Raw genomic sequence first — 20,082 nt, forward strand, 5'->3', positions numbered from 1 at the left:
ATGAAATTACATCTTGGTTGTGGAAAGCGGTTTATCAAGGGATTCGTTCATATCGATGCTGTGGACTTTCCACATGTTGATCACGTGGCAGCAATAGATAACCTTTCTTTTCTTCCAGATAATTCGGTCGAGCTAATATATAACTGTCATGTGCTTGAGCACTTCAAGCGACGTGATGTGAGGCAAGTATTGGCTGAGTGGATGCGAGTATTAAAGCCAGGCGGTGTATTACGGATTTCGGTACCCGATTTCGAAGCGCTTTGCAGCGTCTACCAAAAAGAAAAGAAGCTCGATTTGGTGGTTGGCGCATTGTTTGGTCGCCAAGATTACCTTTACAACATTCATTACAATGTGTTCGACTATGCTTCGCTGTCGCGCGATTTATTAGCCACCGGTTTTGTCAATGTCCGAAAGTACGATTGGCGCACTACTGAGCATGCGGATGTCGACGATTATTCACAAGCATATATCCCGCATATGGACAAGGAAAATGGTCTTCTGATTAGCCTGAACGTGGAATGCACAAAACCCTAGTCTTGAACAATACGGGGGCCTGATGGTTTCTTCTCGCATCCGCGCGATCCTAGGATCTGCGGCGGTGTTCAGTTTGCTGTCTTTGCTGCCCAAGTTTTTGGCGCTGTTGAAGGACGTAGTGATTGCGGGGCGTTTCGGTGCGGCCAACCTGCTGGATTCTTATCTGATGGCTTTTGTGCTGATCGGCATGCCCGTTTCCATCATGGTTGTGGCCTTGCAGACAGTAATGATCCCAGCCTTGGTTCAAGTAGAAGGGAGCGTAGCGGCCAATCGGCTATTGGGTGGAGGGCTCAAGCTTGCTCTCTTGGCGCTGGCATTGGCACTCCCATTCTGGATTGCTGCGGTTCCATGGGTGCTGCAGACCATTTTTCCAGCGGGGGTTGAGGGCCGTAATCTGCCTTCCGTTTATGAGTCGTGCTGGTGGCTGATTCCCTATTATTTCCTCAACGGCTGTAATCTATTGCTCTATGGTGCATTGCAGGCGCGTCGAAGTTTTTGGCCTAATGCGTTAATTCCTGGGGTATTTCCTTTGGCCTTGCTGGGCTCCCTTTGGCTCATGCCTGAGATGGCGCTGCGCCCTTTGTTGGTCGGCACAGTGCTGGGCAGTGCCCTGGAGTTCGTGGCTGTCTTTACCTTGGTTCTGCGGGGTGGCGTTTCATTTGCAGGAAGCCTGAAGGAGTCCGGCATTCTGAGCAAGGCCGTGTTGGCGTTGCCGCTCATGCTGGGAGCGGCCATGAGTACTTTGGTGCCGGTCGTGGAGCAGATGATTGCTTACGGTTTAGGGGAGGGAAGTGTATCCTTGCTCAGCTACGGAAACAAAGTGCCGGCGGCGCTGAACAGCCTCCTTGTGACGGCCATAGGCATTGTAGTGCTTCCTCATTTTGCACAAATGTTGCATCGCAAAGAGTGGCATTCCTGTTGGCGTCTCTACCTCTACCTAGGGGGGCTGGTCTTTGGTGGCGGCATTCTTGTAGTTGGATGTGGCTTGGTCTTTGCAAATTTGGTGATTGTCTTGTTGTTTGAGCACGGTGCTTTCTCAAATATACAAAGCCTGCAGGCCGCCGATGTAATGCGCATGTATCTCCTGCAACTCCCTTTCCTGCTGGTGGCCATGGTGGCCATGCGGATATTGGCTGCTATGGGAAAAACCGTGACGATAACTTGGGTGAATGCGCTGCAGCTTGTTGTCGGCACGGCCTGCGCCTATGCCTTGGGCAAGGAGTTGGGTGCCGCCGGAGTGGCCTTGGGAACCTCGATCGGTACTATGTTGGGTTGCGGCCTGCTTGTCTGGGTTGCCGGGAAATTCTTGAGTGACCAATCAGCGAAAGCAGAAATATGAAACGTGTGTGCCTTTTCAACTACCCACCAATGGAAGATTTTCACGGCTATCGTCTTGAAAGTTTTGATCCATTGGCCTATTTCGCTAAAGGCTCAAAGTGGGGTCTAAACGACTTCCTGCATTGGGGGCACGTAGGCTACGATAAACGTAGGGCGATTACTGCCGGTGCTGCGGGTGTCGACCGTCTATACAGAGAGCGGGATCCCGCTTACATGCGTATGATCAGCGATTTCATTGATCGTTTTCGCGACTTTGACCTCATTGTGATGAGTACCTACAACTTCATCCATCCAGAAGTGCTGGCAAGGGAACTCAAGAAACCGATCAAGGTACTTGGCTTCATAGATGATCCTTATTCAACTTATATGCGTGGAGTTCCGTTTCTTTGGGCTTTTGACGGGGCATTCTTTATATCTCCAAGCTACATCGATGACATTCCGTTCCAGGATGCAATTGCTCGCTGGAGTAACAAGCCTGCTACTTGGTGGCCACTTGTTCCCTTTCCCTTCCAGAGGCCGGAAAAAGTGGACGAACAATTTTTTCGCGATCGGGATGTTGATGTCGTGTATGTTGGCAATCCAAGTGCTACCAAAGTGGACCGCCTGATTCAACTAAAGCACCATTTTCGCGAACGTATACATGTGCATGGCCGCTGGCCCTTTAAGGGATACATTGGTTTCATTCGTGGTGTATTGGGTAAGCCAATTTACCCCCACCGTGTGACGAGTTTAAGCCAAACTGAGCGTACCGAGATCTACTGGCGGACAAAGATTGGATTCAATATGCATGTGTCGGACCGTGCGTATGAAACAGGAAACATGCGCATGTACGAGGCTCCCGCGCATGGGATGATGATGGTCTGCGATAAAGCTGGAGGCGACGCACACACAAAAATCTTTGAGTCAGGTCGAGAGGCTGTTTACTACGACACAACGTCGCAAGCCATCGAGATCATTGAGCACTATCTCCATAAAGAGGATGAGCGTGCACGTATTGCCCAAGCCGGCTTCGAGCGTTATTGGAGAGATTATCAATGGGAGCCAAACCTACTGAGATTCCTTGAATGGGCAAGTAGCATTCGTGCCAGTAACATTGATTGCTAGGAAATGAAATGACCAAAATAGACGGGAATGAAATGGACAAGGCGGGGCAGGAATACTGGAATCAGGTGTGGGGAGATACGCCACCGCCTAGTGTCTGGGATGTTGACTCTCCTCGATTGAAAAATTACGTCGAAAGAGCCTTTTTCTCGTACTTAACACAAGCTTTGAAAGACAGAGGATTCGACAGACGTGAGACTAAACTAGTCGAGGTGGGGTGCGCACGATCTCAAGTGCTGCCAGTTCTTGCCAAGAAAATGGAAATCTCGGTGGCGGGGGTCGATTACTCGCCGAATGGATGTGAGCAAACACGTTTGATGTTGAAGCGCGAGGGTGTTGGCGGCGATGTTTTTTGTTGTGACATCTTTTCTATTCCAGAACAACTATCTGGCAGTTTTGATGTTGTTATTTCATTCGGATTAATTGAGCACTTTTCAAACTCGGATGAGATTGTGAGGGCATTGGCAAAATTATTGAAGCCCGGTGGTTTGATATTCACTAATATACCAAATATGCGAGGTGCGACAGGATTCTTCCAGAAGGTAATGAATCGAGCTATCTATGACGTACACATACCATTGACACCGAAAAATATGCGTGATGCTCACGAAAATGCTGGCTTGAACGTGCTCGAATGCGACTATTTTCTCTCTAGTAACTTTGGAGTCGTAAATATTGGCGCTTCTTTAACCGGGGCGCCTGGTTGGTGGATGAAGAAAATTGTTATGGCACTTATGGTGCGAGCATCTATGTGTATTTGGATACTGGAGCGAATGACGTCGCGACTTCCAGCAAAAAGTATGTTTTCTCCTTATATAAATTGCGTTGCAATAAAGAAGTTGGATGCGGTCTAATTTGGACGAGTTCACTAAGTCAATATGTTGCTAACCAAGATTTGTTCTTATGCTTGATGGAATTACCACATTTTTTAATCATGAAATTTTTATGTTGTCGTGTTTTCAAGATTGAACGCGATTGTGATGACTGAATCTTGTGAGGCAATTGACAAACGCATAGTGTTACTGGCACGCCAACTTGCTTCAGGAGGTGCTGAGCGGCAGTTGGTAGCGTTGGCATGCGGACTGAAGGACCGTGGATGCGATGTCCGCGTGGTACTTTTTTACGGTGGCGGGGTATTCGACGCTGAGTTAGTTGCCGCACAAGTGCCGGTTTATTTCGTCGAAAAGCGCGGGCGTTGGGATGTTGTCGGTTTTCTATTTCGACTTGTCGGTACGTTGAGGCAACTAGAGCCAAAGGTGATCTATTCATTCCTTGATCTGCCCAATGTCCTCGCGTCGTTGCTGAGCGGGTTCGTGGGGAAGCCTCTGTTGATCTGGAGTGTTCGTGCCGCAGGTATGGAGATGCTTCATTACGACTGGCTTATGCGTATCGTCCCTTGGGTTGAGGCTAGGTTGAGTGGACGACCAAGAATAATCATTGCAAATTCCTATGCTGGGGCGGCTTGGGCGATTAGTCGTCGGTTCCCAAGGGAGCGACTGCGCGTGGTACATAACGGAATCGATACCGTGCGCTTTCGGCCAGATGCCATTGGTCGCGCACGCGTGCGGGCAGAGTGGGGGGTGAATGACAGTACAGTGCTTGTAGGGTTGGTGGCGCGGTTGGATCCAATGAAGGATCATCGGCTTTTTTTTCAATCTTGTGCTGCGCTTAAGGTGACGCAGGATGATGTGCGGTTTGTCTGTGTCGGTGGTGGTTCGACCGCCTACCAAGATGAGCTTCGAAAATTTGCCCAACAGTTGGGTATTGGTGAACGTGTGATCTGGGCTGGTGGCAGACAAGACATGCCTGCAGTACATAGCGCGTTGGATATGGAGTGTTCGACATCCGCCTTCGGAGAGGGGTTCTCGAATGCTATCGGCGAGGCCATGGCTTGCGGAGTGCCTTGTGTGGTTACAGACGTTGGCGATTCAGCACGCATAGTGATGGATGTCGGCGAGGTGCTGGCGCCGCGCGATTCTGCGGCCCTTACGCGGGCGTTGGAACGATTGCTAATTCGCATCAAGAATGAGCCTAGGTTGGGTGAGCGCGCGCGGGAACGTATTCAGTGTGAGTTTTCTTTGGAGCAAATGGTCCTTCGCACTGAGCAGATTTTGCTGGCGAGGTCTTGATGCACGTCGTGCACGTCATCGTCGGCATGGATGTGGGAGGCGCGGAGCTAATGCTCAAGAGACTTGTCGATGCCTCTCGTATCCATGTTGAGCAGAGGCATGCAATCATTTCGCTCACTACGCTGGGATCGGTCGGCAAGGCTCTGGCTGCGCAGGGCGTGCAGGTGGAGGCTTTGGGAATGCGTTCGGCACTAGATTTGCCCGGCATTCTTTGGAACTTGTGCACTCGGATCCGCGCTTTTAGACCGGATGCGGTTCAGACATGGATGTACCACGCCGACTTGCTGGGAGGAATTGCGGCGCGTTTTGCAGGGGTTCGACATGTGATCTGGGGGATCCGCGCCACAGAGCTTCCTTACGACGGACCGATGAGTACACGCGTGGTGCGTTGGATGTGCGCGCGTCTCTCGCGCCGGATACCCAAAGTCATTGTGTGTGCCGCTGGAGCTTCTATGGATGCTCATAGGAATCTTGGATACGATGCCTCCAAGATGATGGTCATACCGAATGGCTATGACTTTTCCCTTTTGCAGGCATCGGACGCCGATCGTCAGCAGATCCGGGCTTTAGGCGCAATTGCCGAAGACGAGATCATTGTTGGGACCGTCGGGCGTTTCCATTCCGATAAGGATCAACGCAACTTTGTGCGTGCGGCTGGCCTACTTGGGGCAGAGTTTCCAGCCCTACGCTTCGTAATGGTAGGGCGTGGGCTTGATGGCGGAAATGCACAACTGGCCGGATGGATTGCCGAGACTGGATGGCAAGATAGATTTGTGTTGCTTGGCGAGCGCAGCGATGTTCCGGCATGTTTGGCGGCCATGGATGTTTTTTGTCTCCCATCTCGCTCCGAGGGGTTCCCCAACGTATTAATAGAGGCGATGGCCATGGGCCTACCCTGTGTGGCCACCGATGTAGGTGACGTTGCAGACATTTTGGGCGCTGGGGGGGAGTTGGTAGTCAAGGAAAATTCGGTGGAGCTGGCGGCGGCTATTCGAAGGTTGCTTGGTCGCGGAGAGGCGGGCTGGCGCCAACTGGGGGCGGACAATTGTCTGCGTGTTAGGTCGGAATATGGGATCGAGCGCGCCCACGCGCGATTCAGTGAAGTCTACAGGCGTCTAGTGGGCCAAACGGGAGTGAGCTGATGTGCGGGTTTACTGGTTTTCTCGGAAATGAGGACGCTGACTACAGTGGTGAAGCAGCATTGCATGCTATGGCAGATGCGATTCAGCATCGTGGTCCGGATTCGTCGGGATATTGGAGCGATCTAAGTGCCGGCATCGGTCTGGGGCATCGACGCCTTGCTATCGTGGACTTGAGCCCCGCTGGCGCGCAGCCCATGGTCTCGGTGTCGGGTCGTTTTGTCGTCGCATTCAATGGTGAGATATACAACCATCTAAGGTTGCGTGAACGGCTAGAACGTGAAGGCTCGCTCGCTGCTCCATGGCGTGGGCATTCGGATACTGAAACACTGCTGGCAGCAATAGAGGCTTGGGGGTTGGAGGATGCATTGCGGCGTGCGATCGGCATGTTTGCCCTTGCTCTGTGGGACCGAGCTGAACGGGTGCTGTCGCTGGCCCGCGACCGCCTTGGGGAAAAGCCGCTTTATTACGGTTGGCAAGGGCAGGGTAGGCACGCAACTTTTCTGTTTGGCTCAGAGCTCCCCGCCCTACGTCAGCACCCCGCGTTTGCGGCGCAGATCAGTCGTGATGCCTTAGCTTTGTTCATGCGGCACAACTACATCGGTGGTACCACGTCCATTTATGCGGGCATCAGCAAGCTGGCCCCAGGTTGTTTGCTGACTGTCTCTAGAGAAGCCCCTGTGCCGGCAGTGCGAGCATGGTGGTCGGTTGCGAATGTGGTTCGACAGGGATCAGAAAAGTCTTTCCAAGGCTCTCCCGAGGATGCGGTGGATGCGCTGGAAGCTCTGCTCAGTGATGCCATTGGCCAGCAAATGATGGGCGATGTGCCCCTGGGTGCGTTTTTGTCGGGGGGGGTCGATTCCTCCACGGTGGTCTCATTGATGCAGAGGCAGTCCAGCAGGCCAGTACGGACGTTCAGCATCGGCTTTCATGAGAAAGGCTATGACGAGGCAGTGTATGCCAAGGCGGTAGCCCAGCATTTAGGAACCGAGCACACCGAGTTATATGTGAGTGCCGAACAGGCTATGGCCGTGATTCCAAAACTACCCTACATCTACTCGGAGCCGTTCTCCGACTCCTCGCAGATTCCCACCTATCTTGTAAGCGAGCTCGCGCGCCGGCATGTGACTGTTTCATTGTCTGGAGATGCTGGCGATGAGCTGTTCTGTGGCTACACTCGTTACCAAATGACCTCGCGCTTGTGGGGCATTCTCGTAAGAATTCCGCGTCCGCTGCGCCGCGCCGCCGCTTGTTTGATAACTGCAGTACCTTATAGGGCATGGGACCGTTTGGGTGACATCCTAAGGCTGTCCCGTGCGGGAGACAAATTACATAAGGGGGCTGCCCTAATGGCATGTGCCAATGTGTCAGAGCTCTACCGTGGTTTGGTCTCGCACTGGGCAGATCCTGCTGCCGTAGTTTTGGGCGGGCATGACCCCTTTACTGTGCTCACAGAGTCTGAAGGCTTGTTGCAGGGACTGGGCGGAGTAGAACGCATGATGGCGTTGGACATGTTGAGCTATCTTCCAGACGACATCCTAGCCAAGGTCGACCGTGCTGCGATGGGCGTTAGTCTGGAAACACGGGTTCCATTTCTCGATCATCGTGTAGTGGAGTTTGCCTGGTCTTTGCCGCTGGACTACAAATTGCGTAACGGGGTGACAAAGTGGCCGTTACGTCAGATTTTGTATCGTCACGTGCCGCCCGCGTTAATCGAGCGGCCCAAGATGGGATTCGGTGTGCCTATAGGAGAGTGGTTGCGCGGCTCATTGAGGGATTGGGCCGAAAGTTTGCTTGATGCCTCGCGTTTGCGCCAAGAGGGCTTTTTCGCACCCGGTCCCGTGCGCGAGAAGTGGGAGGAGCACCTTGCTGGCAAGAAAAATTGGCAATACCACCTTTGGGACGTACTGATGTTTCAAGCGTGGTTGGAAGCACATGGTTGAAAGCAAGCGTTTGCTGATAGTAGTCAATGTGGACTGGTTCTTCCTGTCGCATCGTCTGCCTGTGGCCTTGGCTGCATTGGAAGCAGGTTATGAGGTGCATGTAGCTACTTTGCTCACACAAGGGCGTGCACGACTACAGGCCTACGGTTTTATCGTGCATGAGCTGCAGATCGAGCGCAGCAGCTCAGGGGCATGGAGCCTGCTGAAGCTTTTCGTGGCTTTTATGCGTCTGTTATGGCTAGTGCGGCCGGATGTGCTGCATCTGGTAACCATCAAGCCTGTGCTGATAGGGGGCTTGGCGGCTCGTCTTTCCCCTGTGAAGGGAGTGGTGTATGCGATTTCAGGGCTCGGACATGTTTTTGTTGAAGAAGGGTGGTCCTACTGTATTCGCCGATGGTGTATTGGAATTTGGTATCGATTTGCGCTTGGTGCCCGCAACAAGCGCATCATTTTTCAAAACTCCGATGACCGGAGTGTGATCGAAGCTTCGATTCGTTTGCGGGATGCCCAAATCAATTTGATCCCGGGCTCAGGGGTGGACTTGACGCATTACCGCTACAGCGCCCTACCTGAAGGGGAGGCTGTAGTTCTCATGGCTGCGCGCTTGCTCGGTACTAAAGGTGTCCGGGAGTTTGTTGCTGCCGCGCAAATTCTGCGTTCGCAAGGTTACGCGGCACGATTTTGGCTATTTGGCGATATTGATACCGGTAACCCTGCCAGTATCGAGGCGGGCGAAATAGAGTCATGGAAGCAGCAAGGTGTGGTCGAGGTACTCGGGCACAGCACCGATATCGCTGCAATCATGGCAAAAGTGCAAGTAGTTGTGCTCCCCTCCTATCGGGAGGGTTTACCTAAGGTCTTGATAGAGGCAGCCGCCTGTGGCCGCGCCGTGGTGACGACCGATGTCCCCGGGTGTCGTGATGCGATCGAAGCAGGTGTGACAGGTTTGCTTGTGCCCCCTAAGGATGCGTACAGGCTTGTCGAGGCGATCCGGCAACTGCTGGAGAATCGTGCGAAGTGCGAAGCTATGGGGCAGGCAGGCCGCAAGCGCGCGGAGCAAATCTTTAACGTGACCAACGTTGTTACAGCGCATCTTGCTTTGTACCGAGCGCTGGGAGCTGTGAGATGACAGTGCTCGTGACCGGTGGCGGTGGTTTCGTGGGCAGGGGCGTCTTGAATGAGGCAGAGCGGCGCGGGATTGTGACGCGGCCAGTGTTCCGGCGCACGAATTTGAGTCAACCTGCTTGTATTGTGGTTCCAGACCTAGCCGCGAATACAGACTGGCGCATGGCTTTAACAGGTGTCCAGGCGGTGATCCATCTCGCTGCGCGTGTACACGTAATGGCGGAGGCTGCAAAGGATCCTATAACCGAGTTCCGTAGGGTCAATGTCGAGGGCACGCTCCAATTGGCTCACCAGGCCGCTACGTCGGGGGTGCGCCGATTTATCTTCATGAGTAGCGTCAAGGTCAACGGAGAGGTAACCCATGCCGGCGCGCGCTTTGCAGCGGATGATGCAGCAGCTCCTTTAGACGCCTATGGTGTTTCGAAAATGGAGGCGGAGAATGGTCTGCGCGCATTAGCTGCCCAAACAGGCATGGAGGTCGTCATTATCAGGCCACCTCTGGTTTATGGGCCGGGGGTAAAGGCCAACTTTGCTGCCATCGTAAATTGGCTGAAGTGCGGAATCCCCCTTCCGTTGGGCGCGATTCAGAATAAGCGCAGTCTAGTGAGCCTTGGAAATTTAGTGGATTTGACCCTTCTCTGTCTAGAGCATCCCTCCGCGGCGAATCAGACCCTGATGGTCTCGGATGGGGAAGATGTCTCCACTACTGAGCTGCTGCAGCGCCTAGGTGGAGTCATGGGCCGGCCCGCACGTTTGTTTAAAGTGCCGCAAGTATTGCTAGAGCTTGCTGCAGTCGTGATACATAAACCTTCTCTGGCGCAGCGCTTGTGTAGTTCCTTGCAGGTTGATATTTCAAGAACCGAAGAACTGTTGGGGTGGAGTCCGCCGATTTCTTTAGACGAGGGGTTGCGCGGTGTGCTTTCTGCATGAGAATTGGCTTATTTGTTTATGATCAAAAAAGCTTTTGGGTAGAGGATGAAAAGATTTTTGGACTTGATCTTCGCTGCAGTTGCTGTTTTGTTGCTATTGCTTCCGATGGTGTCAATTGCCATATTGGTTGGACTGACGTCGAGAGGGCCAGTTTTGTACTGGTCGGCCCGAGTGGGCAAAAACAACTGTGTTTTTCAGATGCCCAAATTCCGCAGTATGCGAATCGACACGCCTGCATTGGCGACGCATCTTCTGGAGAATCCAGAGTGCTACCTCACTCCCATTGGTGGCTTTTTGCGAAAAAGCAGTTTGGATGAGTTGCCTCAACTATGGAGTATCGTTAAGGGTGACATGAGTTTTGTCGGGCCTCGTCCCGCGCTGTTCAATCAGCAGGATTTAATTGATATGCGAACTCGTGCCGGAGTGCAGGTGCTCCTTCCAGGCCTTACAGGGTGGGCTCAAATCAACGGGCGCGATGACGTGCCGATACCTCGCAAAGTAGCGCTGGATCTCGAATACTTACAGCACCGCTCAGTGCTCTTGGACTTGAAGATAATCACTCTTACAGTTCTCAAGGTGTTAAGAAGAGAAAATGTGACCCATTAACTTGAAAATTCATACAGGAGGTTCAATGTCCAATCTGATCGAAATCCAAAGCCAAATTCAGAAACTGCAAAAGCAGGCTAACGAAATCAAAGCCAAGGAATTCAACAACACTGTCCAAGATGTCTTGGCAAAAATGCAGGTATTTGGCATCACGGTGAAAGATCTGCAGAATGCCAAGCCGGCCAAAGGAGCCAAGGTGATCCGCGGCAAAAAACCTGTATCCGCTGCCAAAACTGAGAAGGCCTCCAAAAGGGCAGGTGTGGCAGTGGCTGCCAAATACCGCGGCCCTAATGGAGAAACTTGGTCGGGGCGTGGTTTGACGCCCAAATGGTTGTCTTCCTTGATCGCACAAGGCCAGCCCAAGGAATCTTTCGCGATCAATGCACAGTAAGTTACTCGCTTGGCCCCGTTCGGCCAAGCGACTGATCGTGATGGCACTGGACGTGGTGCTCGCGATTCTGTCGACGTGGATTGCATACTCCTTGCGATTGGATGGATTCCACCGACCCGCTGAAGCTCAGTGGTGGGTCTACGGCATTGCGCCGGTACTTGGGATTCCCATCTTCATTCGTTTCGGCTTGTATCGCGCGATCTTCAGGTACACCGGTCAGGCAGCATTGATTGCGACGGGTAAAGCGGTCGCTCTCTATGCGTTCGTCTTGTCCGCGCTGCTCATGTGGCACCAGTGGCCTATGGTGCCGCGCAGTTTGGGTTTGCTTCAGCCGTTGGTGTTTCTGGTTTTGGTCGGCGCTAGCCGCGCATTTGCGCGTTTCTGGCTGGCTGAAATGGATGCAAAGGCCCGTGGCTCATTGGGCCGATTGTTGATTTATGGCGCAGGCAATGCAGGCGCGCAAACTGCAGCGGCATTGGGTGTGGCGCGCCAATATGAGCTGGTCGGTTTCGTTGATGATGACGAAAACATGGCCGGGCGCAGTTTGAATGGCCTTCCTGTCTACTCCGCCAAGGCCTTGTCTCAACTGGTTTCGTCAGAGGCGATTACAGATATTTTGCTCGCTATGCCGAATGCGCCGCGCGAGCGCCGGAACCAGATCATCGGAGCGCTTGACGGGGTGCCGGTCCATGTGCGTACGCTTCCAAGCATGTCCGATCTCGCCAGCGGAAGAGTGACGGTTCAGGATATCCGGGAACTCGATATCGAAGATTTGTTGGGCAGGGATCCTGTTCCTCCGTCTGAAGAGCTGTTGAACCGCGAGTTGAATGGCAAAGTCGTTCTGGTAAGCGGCGCGGGTGGGAGCATCGGCTCGGAACTTGCGCGTCAGATTTGTTCGCAAATGCCTACCAAGTTGATCTTGCTGGATCACAATGAGTTTGGCTTGTATTCAATTCATCAAGAGCTTTCAACGATTGGCTCAGAGCGCGGAGCCTCAGTGGAGTTGCTCCCTCTTTTGGGCAGCGTTGCGAATGAGGAGCGCTTGCGCGACGTCCTGAACACTCATATGCCCTCAGTGGTTTATCACGCCGCCGCGTACAAGCACGTTCCCATGGTGGAAGACAATCCCGGGGAAGGGGTGCGTAACAACATCTTCGGCACCCTGAACCTTGCACGTGCTGCTGCAAAGGCTGGTGTGAAACGTTTTGTCCTCATCAGTACCGACAAGGCGGTCCGCCCTACCAATGTGATGGGCGCAACTAAGCGCGTAGCGGAGTTAGTCTTGCAAGCCTTGGCTGCAAGCAACTCGAGCACTTGTTTCTCGATGGTGCGCTTCGGTAATGTGCTGGGCTCCAGCGGCAGCGTTGTGCCTCTGTTCCGCAAGCAGCTTGCCGAAGGTGGCCCGCTCACTGTGACCCATGAAGAGGTGACGCGCTACTTCATGACTATTCCGGAAGCGGCACAGTTGGTGTTACAAGCGGGTGCCATGGGGCAGGGTGGAGACGTCTTTGTATTGGATATGGGGCAGCCCGTAAGGATCATGGATCTAGCCCGCAGGATGATCCAACTCTCCGGGCTGTCTATCCGCAATGCGGAACATCCCGATGGAGATATCGAGATCTCCGTGACTGGTCTGCGCACGGGTGAAAAGCTTTATGAAGAGCTGCTGATTGGCGATAACCCGCAGCCGACAGAGCACCCCCGAATCATGAAGGCCCACGAGCCATTTTTGCCATGGGAGCAGCTGCAACCCGAGCTGGATGCTTTGTATCTCGCGGCAGAGCGCAACGATGCCAAGGTCATTAAAGCGTTCATGCTGAAACACGTTCAAGGTTATCAACCCGCCTGAATCTCAAAACAAAGAGTACCCGCACACATGCGGCACAATTTGGTCTTGAGTATTCATCGTCACTTGCCATCACCGTTACCCCTTATGACCGACGCCACCACTTCCCCAGCTATCGCCCCTTTCGATCAAGCCCAAATTCTGGCGCGTGCCTTGCCTTACATCCGCAAGTTCCATGGCAAAACCATGGTCATCAAATACGGTGGTAATGCGATGACAGACCCGGCTCTGCAAAAAGCCTTCGCCGAAGATGTGGTGCTCTTGAAGCTAGTGGGCATCAATCCGGTGGTGGTGCACGGCGGGGGCCCGCAGATTGAAGGCTTGCTCAAGCGGCTAGGCAAGAAGGGCCAATTCATCCAAGGGATGCGAGTGACAGATCCTGAGACTATGGAAGTAGTCGAATGGGTCTTGGGCGGTGAAGTCCAGCAGGACATCGTTGGCCTGATCAATCAGGCTGGCGGTAAAGCAGTGGGGCTCACCGGTCGCGATGGCGCCATGATTCGTGCCCAGAAGCTCAAAATGCTCGACAGTGCAGACCCCACCAAAGAGCACGACGTGGGGCAAGTCGGAGACATCGTCAGCGTGGACCCGAGCGTGGTCAAGGCTTTGCAAGACGATGCCTTTATCCCCGTCGTCAGCCCGATTGGCTTTGGTGAAAACAACGAAAGCTACAACATCAACGCCGATGTGGTCGCGGCCAAACTCGCAACCGTGCTGCAAGCGGAAAAACTCATGATGTTGACCAACATCAGCGGCGTGCTCGACAAACAGGGCGTCTTGATGACGGATCTGACAGCAACGCGGATCGACGAGCTGTTCGCCGATGGCACCATCAGCGGCGGCATGTTGCCCAAAATTGCCGGTGCGTTGGATGCCGCCAAGAGTGGCGTGAACTCCGTGCACATCATCGACGGCCGGGTGCCACACGTGCTGTTGCTGGAAATTTTGACAGACGAAGCATTCGGAACCATGATCCGTTCCCAATAATTGCTATGTTTTTTATAGCTACTGGCGCATGCAGAATATGCGCTCGGGGGTGATTTAATGCGCTTGTTGCTGGTGGAAGACGATGTCATGGTTGCCAGCGGTATCAAGCTGGGGCTTTCTGACGCGGGCTATGCGGTGGACTGGGTTGGCAGCGCAGAGCGTGCGCTGGATGTCACCCGCACTGAATCCTTTGATGTGGCAGTGGTCGATATAGGCCTTCCTTTGATGGATGGCCTGGCATTGACCCAGGCACTCCGCAAAGCGGGGCAAGTCATGCCGGTGCTGATACTTACCGCACGCGATGCGTTGCAAGACCGCGTTCAAGGCTTAGACATGGGGGCTGACGACTACATGGTCAAGCCGTTCGAGCTGCCCGAGCTGCTGGCGCGCTTGCGGGCCCTGCTGCGGCGTTCGCAAGCGGCAACTTCCTCCATCTTGAGCTTCGGCCCCTTGGAGCTGGACACCGCGCAGCGCGTGGCATGCCTGCGGGGCGAGGGGCAGATAACCCATCCCTTGGAACTCGGCCCGCGTGAATGGACGGTCATGGAGTACCTGCTCTTGCAGGCCCCCAAGCCTGCCAACAAAGACAAGCTTCTCCAGGCGCTCACCGGTTGGGACAAAGAGATCACCCCGAACGCGGTCGAGGTCTATATCTCCCGCCTGCGTGGCAAGTTAGAGCCCCACGGTATTGCGCTGCGCTCCATTCGTGGCTTTGGTTACCGGCTAGAGCTCCTTACAGCGCCTGTGTGATGTCGGCCGGCATGTCCAAGGGCCTGCAAAGGCGTTTGCTGCTGCTCTTGCTCTTGCCGCTATTTTTGTTGGCGCTACTTAATGCGTGGTTTGACTACCGGTCTGCTGACAGCGCAGCCTTGCAGCAAGACCGGCAACTGCTCCGGCTGGTGCCTTTGCTGGCCGACTCCGTGGTGGCTAAGAGCGATCCGGATGCCTCGGTGCTCCTGCTACTGACCGCGCCACCCGTAGACGAGTTTTTAAGTGCCCGCCCCGGCCTGTCGGCGATGGCGGTTGTCGGGCTCGACGGTTCGGTGCGTGCCGGCTCCGACTGGCTCTTTGGTGTACCGCCCACCACCCGGGAGCCCGCCTTCTCCAGTGAAGAGTTTGGTGGCGTGACCTACCGCATCGTGAGTCAGCGGGTGCAGACGGTCGCGGGCGAAATGGTGGTGCGCTTGGCCGATGGCTCCGACCCCCGGCAGCAGTGGCTGCGCTTGCTGGCCCTGAAAGTGCTCTTGCCCAACCTGATCTTGGCGTTTGCCGGTTTCTTTGCGGTTAGATGGGCTGTGGGCACAGCGTTGCGGCCCTTGCTCGATTTGCGCGATGCCTTGGAGCGCCGCTCGCCGCGCGACTTGTCGGCGCTCGACCCGGACACCTCGCCCGACGAAGTCCGCCCCTTGGTCGTGTCGCTGAATCGATTGTTTGGTCTCGTCAATGCACAAGCCCAGAGCCAAGCGCGCTTTGTGGCCGACGCAGCCCATCAGCTTCGCACCCCGCTCGCTGGCCTTCAGGCCCAGGTAGAGGCATGGGCCCAGGTGGTAGAACCGCACGGTTTAAGAGGAAATAGCGCCCTAGCCCCGAAGAGTAGTGCGCCTACAGCTATTACTTTAGGAGCAGACCAAGTGCTTCGCCTGCGTCAGGCAGCAAGGCGCACCTCTCAGTTGGCCAACCAGCTGTTGGCCTTGTCCCGTGCCGATGCGCGCAGCGCGAGCATGCAGCCACTGCAGAGGGTGGACTTGCAGCAACTCTGTGAAGCCGTGCTGGAGTCCCAGCTGGATGCGGCCATGGACAAAAACATCGACTTAGGCTTGGACGCCAGCCCGGTGCATATCAGCGGGCAGGAGTGGCTGCTGCGCGAGTTGATGGTGAACCTTGTCGACAACGCCATCAAATACACCCCGACCGGCGGGCATGTCACCATCCGCTGCGGGCAGGGGCCTCAGGCGTTCCTAGAGGTCGAGGACGATGGTCCCGGCGTCCCTGAGGCTGAGCGCCGTCGGGTGCTGGAGCGTTTTTACCGCGTCGCAGGCACGGCTGTCGAAGGCAATGGCTTGGGGCTAGCCATCGCCAATGAGATCGCGCATGTCCATCGCAGTCAGCTGGAGCTGTCGCCGGCCGGCAACGGGCACGGCTTGCGGATCACCTTGCGTTTCCCCGCCGAGTGAGGCCGGGCGGCTATGGCGGGTGTGCGAGAATTTGAGTGACCACTAACTTCTTGCCTCTGCCCCTCATGATGCCTGATACGTCCAATGAGTCATCCGCTCCCGAAGAGCCTGCCCGCAAGCGCTCCAAGCCGGGCGAGCGCCGGATCCAGATCCTGCAAATGCTGGCCACCATGCTGGAGCAGCCCGGGGGGGAGCGCATCACGACAGCCGCGCTCGCCGCGCGGCTTGAGGTGAGTGAAGCGGCGCTGTACCGCCATTTCGCCAGCAAGGCGCAAATGTTTGAAGGCTTGATCGACTTCATTGAGCAAACCGTTTTCTCACTGACGAACCAGATCATTGAGCGGGAGGCTGCCGACAGCTCACCCGGAGTGGGCGCGCGGCAGGGGCAGCGCATACTGGGCATGGTGGTGCAGTTCGCCGAGAAAAACCCCGGCATGGCCCGGGTCATGGTGGGCGATGCACTGGTGCTCGAGCACGAGCGCCTGCAGCAGCGCATGAACGCGCTGTTTGACAAGCTGGAGGCCACCGTCAAGCAATGCTTGCGGGATGCTCACTTGGCCCACCCCGGCTCAGCAGAGCCCGTTGACCCGCAGGTGCAGGCAGCCGCTGCGGTGGCCTTGGTGGCGGGGCGTCTGCAGCGATTCGCCCGTTCCGGGTTCAAGCGTTTGCCCTCCGAGCACATGGAAGGCGGGTTGCGCCTGATCCTCGGGTAAACCCTAGATTTCCTTAGAAGTGACCCTCTAGAGGGGGTGGGTACTTCACAGTGTCGCGGTAAATGCTGCAAAATAGCACGATCGTTCTATTTTGATTGCATTCTGCCTATGTCGCTCGCTGCTGAAATCGCCACAGATCCCGGGCTCGCTGACGCCGGCGCCAAGCGCGCGCCTGCACGCCGCGCCATGCAAAAAGGGCAGCAAACCAAGGCCGCCATCGTGGAGGCGGCACTGGGCCTCGCCACCCAAATCGGACTCGAAGGTCTGAGCATCGGTGTGCTGGCTGAGGTCACCCAGATGAGTAAATCGGGCGTGTTCGCCCATTTCGGCTCCCGTGAAGAAATGCAGATTTCGGTGGTCCGTGAATACTTCAGCCGTTTCGAGCAGGAAGTGTTCTACCCCGCGCTGCACGCGGACCGCGGCTTGCCCAGGGTGCAGGCCTTGTTCGGCAACTGGATGAAACGCGTGGCCGTTGAAATTCAGTCGGGTTGCATCTTCATCAGCGGCGCAGTGGAGTTCGATGACCGCCCGGGCCCCGTGCGCGACGCGCTGGCCTTCTCCGTCCAAACCTGGTTGAACGCCTTGTACCGCGCAGTAGTCCTGGCCAAGCAATGCGGTCACCTGCGCGCAGATGCCGATGAGCAGCAAATGGCCTTTGAGATCCACGGCCTGATTCTCGCCCTGCACTACGAAGCCCGTTTTTTGAAGAACCCCGGCTCCATAGAGCGCGCCAACCAGGGCTTTGACAACATTCTTGCGCGCTACGCCGTAGACGCGGCCCCCCAGTAAACCCACCCATACCTTCACAGTTACTCAGGAGAAAGCACCATGCCTACTTACACCCCCCCCCTGCGCGACATGCAATTTGTGATGCACGAAGTGCTGAATGTTGCCCAAGATCTGCAGCAAATCCCCAAGCACGCCGACATCGATGTGGACACCATCAACGCAGTGCTCGAAGAAGGTGGCAAATTTGCGGCCGAAGTGGCGTTCCCCCTGAACATCAGCGGTGATGAAGAAGGCTGCACCATCGACCAAGCCACGCACAAAGTGACCACCCCCAAAGGCTTCAAAGAAGCCTACCGCCAATACATTGACGGTGGCTGGGCTGCATTGGCCTGCGACCCCGAGTACGGCGGCCAAGGCCTGCCCTATGTGGTCAACGGCATGTTCTACGAAATGCTCAACAGCGCCAACCAAGCCTGGACCATGTACCCCGGCCTCACGCACGGCGCCTATGCCGCGCTGGAGACCCACGGCACGCCGGAGCAAAAAGCGACCTACCTGCCCAAGATGACCAGCGGCGAGTGGACCGGCTCCATGTGCCTGACAGAACCCCATTGCGGAACCGACCTGGGCCTCATGCGCACCAAGGCCGAGCCACAGGCCGACGGCACCTACAAAATCACCGGCAACAAGATTTTCATCAGTGCCGGCGAACACGACATGACCGACAACATCATCCACCTGGTGTTGGCCCGCTTGCCGGATGCGCCCGCTGGCATCAAAGGCATTAGCTTGTTCATCGTGCCGAAAGTCTTGGTGAATGCTGATGGTTCTCTGGGTGAACGCAACGGCATCTACTGCGGCGGTCTGGAGCACAAAATGGGCATCCATGGCAACGCCACCTGCCAGATGGTGCTCGACGGCGCCGTGGGCACCATGGTCGGCCAGCCACACAAGGGCATGCAAGGCATGTTCGTGATGATGAATGCCGCACGCTTGGGCGTGGGCAATCAGTCTCTGGGTCTCACCGAAGTCGCATTCCAGAATGCACTGGCTTACGCCAAAGACCGTATCCAGATGCGCAGCCTCTCCGGCACCAAAGCCAAAGACAAGCCTGCTGACCCCATCATCGTGCACCCCGATGTGCGCAAGATGCTGATGACGGCCCGGGCCTACGCCGATGGCGGCCGCGCCTTGCAGGTCTACTGCTCCATGTTGCTGGAAAAAGAGCACAACCACCCCGACGAAAAGGTGCGCAAAGACGCCGGCGAAATGCTGGCGCTGTTGACCCCGATCGCCAAAGCCTTCTTGACCGACAACGGCCACATTGCCACCAACGCCTGCATGCAAGTGTTCGGCGGCCATGGCTTCATCAAAGAGTGGGGCATGGAGCAATACGTGCGCGACAACCGCATCAACATGATCTATGAAGGCACCAACACCATCCAGTCGCTGGACTTGTTGGGTCGTAAGGTGTTGGGCAACAACGGCGCCACCCTCAAGAAGTTCGGCAAATTGGTCGGCGTGCTGGTGGCCGAAGAAGGCGTCAACGAAAAGATGGCCGAATTCATCACCCCGATCGCCATCCTGGGCGAGCAGATGACCAAGTTCACCACCGAGATCGGTTTCAAGGGCTTCCAGAATCCCGACGAAGTGGGCGCCGCTGCCGTGGACTACCTGCGCGTGGCGGGCCACTTGGTGTTCGGCTACTTCTTTGCCCGCATGGCCCAGGTGGCTCTGCGCGAAATCGCAGCGGGCAATACCGATCCTTTCTACACCGCCAAGCTGCAGACCGCACGCTTCTACTTCGCCAAGTTGTTCCCTGAAACCGCGACCTTGATGCGCACTGCCCGCACAGGTTCCAAGGTTTTGATGGACACCGACGCAGCCTTGGCTTAAAAAAGTACCGCGTTTCCCCTTCCACCTTTACTAACGACAGGAGACTTTCATGATTCGCAACACGCTCGTAATTGCTCTCAGCTTGACCGCTACCGCCGCCATGGCGCAAATGAGCCCCGTGGGACTCTGGCGCCAGGTCGACGACAAAACCGGTCTGGCCAAGTCGGAGATCCGCATTGTTGAAGAGAACGGTGTCGTCGTAGCGCGCATTGAAAAGCGGCTGGACCCGGCTGCCAAGCCGGAAGACAAGTGCGATGAATGCAAGGACGACCGCAAAGGCAAGCCGATCGTCGGGCTTGAAATCATCCGTGGCGTGAAAAAGCTGGAAGGCAAAGACGTATGGGACGGCGGCAAGATTCTGGACCCCGCTGAGGGCAAGGAATACAACGCCCGCCTGACCCCGATCGAGGGCGGCAAAAAACTGGAGATGCGCGGATCCATCGCCTTCTTCGGCCGCACGCAAACCTGGACCCGCATCCAGTAAACCAATTCAGGAAAACC

19 protein-coding genes are annotated in these 20,082 nt (G+C 55.5%); all 19 read left to right on the forward strand.

Annotated features, from left to right (window positions below):
* The gene (locus QZW03_RS08925) at positions 1-534 is read left to right on the forward strand and encodes a methyltransferase domain-containing protein (protein WP_296509640.1); all 534 of its coding nucleotides are present in this window, start codon (positions 1-3) and stop codon (positions 532-534) included.
* A 64-nt stretch (positions 535-598) separates the two neighbouring features.
* Positions 599-1,873, forward strand: a complete 1,275-nt coding sequence (locus QZW03_RS08930) for a lipid II flippase MurJ (protein WP_296509641.1) — start codon at positions 599-601, stop codon at positions 1,871-1,873.
* Between the two features lie 29 nt (positions 1,874-1,902).
* Positions 1,903-2,976 carry a glycosyltransferase gene (locus QZW03_RS08935; protein WP_296509642.1) on the forward strand — a complete coding sequence of 358 codons (1,074 nt, stop codon included), beginning with the start codon at positions 1,903-1,905 and terminating at the stop codon, positions 2,974-2,976.
* A gap of 8 nt (positions 2,977-2,984) precedes the next feature.
* On the forward strand, positions 2,985-3,827 hold the full coding sequence (locus QZW03_RS08940) for a class I SAM-dependent methyltransferase (RefSeq protein WP_296509643.1): 843 nt from the start codon (positions 2,985-2,987) through the stop codon (positions 3,825-3,827).
* 126 nt (positions 3,828-3,953) lie between these two features.
* Positions 3,954-5,102: a glycosyltransferase gene (locus QZW03_RS08945; RefSeq protein ID WP_296509644.1), complete on the forward strand. Its 1,149-nt coding sequence runs from the start codon at positions 3,954-3,956 to the stop codon at positions 5,100-5,102.
* Positions 5,102-6,244, forward strand: a complete 1,143-nt coding sequence (locus tag QZW03_RS08950; RefSeq protein ID WP_296509645.1) for a glycosyltransferase — start codon at positions 5,102-5,104, stop codon at positions 6,242-6,244. The genes QZW03_RS08945 and QZW03_RS08950 overlap by 1 nt, the downstream gene beginning before the upstream one ends.
* Positions 6,244-8,184: an asparagine synthase (glutamine-hydrolyzing) gene (gene asnB, locus QZW03_RS08955; RefSeq protein WP_296509646.1), complete on the forward strand. Its 1,941-nt coding sequence runs from the start codon at positions 6,244-6,246 to the stop codon at positions 8,182-8,184. The genes QZW03_RS08950 and asnB overlap by 1 nt, the downstream gene beginning before the upstream one ends.
* Positions 8,177-9,313 carry a glycosyltransferase family 4 protein gene (locus QZW03_RS08960; protein ID WP_296509647.1) on the forward strand — a complete coding sequence of 379 codons (1,137 nt, stop codon included), beginning with the start codon at positions 8,177-8,179 and terminating at the stop codon, positions 9,311-9,313. The genes asnB and QZW03_RS08960 overlap by 8 nt, the downstream gene beginning before the upstream one ends.
* The gene (locus QZW03_RS08965) at positions 9,310-10,239 is read left to right on the forward strand and encodes an NAD-dependent epimerase/dehydratase family protein (RefSeq protein WP_296509648.1); all 930 of its coding nucleotides are present in this window, start codon (positions 9,310-9,312) and stop codon (positions 10,237-10,239) included. The genes QZW03_RS08960 and QZW03_RS08965 overlap by 4 nt, the downstream gene beginning before the upstream one ends.
* 45 nt (positions 10,240-10,284) lie before the next feature.
* A complete protein-coding gene (locus QZW03_RS08970) occupies positions 10,285-10,845 on the forward strand; it encodes a sugar transferase (RefSeq protein ID WP_296509649.1) in 561 nt (186 codons plus the stop codon).
* 1 nt (position 10,846) lies between these two features.
* Positions 10,847-11,236: an H-NS histone family protein gene (locus QZW03_RS08975; protein WP_296509650.1), complete on the forward strand. Its 390-nt coding sequence runs from the start codon at positions 10,847-10,849 to the stop codon at positions 11,234-11,236.
* Positions 11,226-13,085 (forward strand): nucleoside-diphosphate sugar epimerase/dehydratase, encoded by a 1,860-nt coding sequence (locus tag QZW03_RS08980; RefSeq protein ID WP_296509651.1) that lies wholly within the window; start codon positions 11,226-11,228, stop codon positions 13,083-13,085. Before QZW03_RS08975 ends, QZW03_RS08980 begins: the two co-directional genes overlap by 11 nt.
* Positions 13,086-13,169: 84 nt before the next feature.
* Positions 13,170-14,069: an acetylglutamate kinase gene (argB, locus tag QZW03_RS08985; protein ID WP_296509652.1), complete on the forward strand. Its 900-nt coding sequence runs from the start codon at positions 13,170-13,172 to the stop codon at positions 14,067-14,069.
* Between the two features lie 57 nt (positions 14,070-14,126).
* On the forward strand, positions 14,127-14,819 hold the full coding sequence (locus QZW03_RS08990; RefSeq protein ID WP_296509653.1) for a response regulator transcription factor: 693 nt from the start codon (positions 14,127-14,129) through the stop codon (positions 14,817-14,819).
* An 11-nt stretch (positions 14,820-14,830) separates the two neighbouring features.
* Positions 14,831-16,243 carry a sensor histidine kinase gene (locus QZW03_RS08995; protein ID WP_296509843.1) on the forward strand — a complete coding sequence of 471 codons (1,413 nt, stop codon included), beginning with the start codon at positions 14,831-14,833 and terminating at the stop codon, positions 16,241-16,243.
* A gap of 65 nt (positions 16,244-16,308) precedes the next feature.
* A complete protein-coding gene (slmA, locus tag QZW03_RS09000) occupies positions 16,309-16,956 on the forward strand; it encodes a nucleoid occlusion factor SlmA (RefSeq protein WP_296509654.1) in 648 nt (215 codons plus the stop codon).
* Positions 16,957-17,142: 186 nt separating this feature from the next.
* Entirely contained in the window at positions 17,143-17,745 is a 603-nt protein-coding gene (locus QZW03_RS09005) for a TetR family transcriptional regulator (protein ID WP_296509844.1), read from the forward strand.
* A 39-nt stretch (positions 17,746-17,784) separates the two neighbouring features.
* Entirely contained in the window at positions 17,785-19,581 is a 1,797-nt protein-coding gene (locus QZW03_RS09010; RefSeq protein ID WP_296509655.1) for an acyl-CoA dehydrogenase C-terminal domain-containing protein, read from the forward strand.
* A 49-nt stretch (positions 19,582-19,630) separates the two neighbouring features.
* Positions 19,631-20,065 (forward strand): DUF2147 domain-containing protein, encoded by a 435-nt coding sequence (locus tag QZW03_RS09015; protein ID WP_296509656.1) that lies wholly within the window; start codon positions 19,631-19,633, stop codon positions 20,063-20,065.
* Positions 20,066-20,082 lie beyond the last annotated feature (17 nt).

It is taken from the genome of Rhodoferax sp., assembly GCF_013297935.1.
In the GTDB taxonomy this organism is placed as follows: domain Bacteria; phylum Pseudomonadota; class Gammaproteobacteria; order Burkholderiales; family Burkholderiaceae_C; genus Allorhodoferax.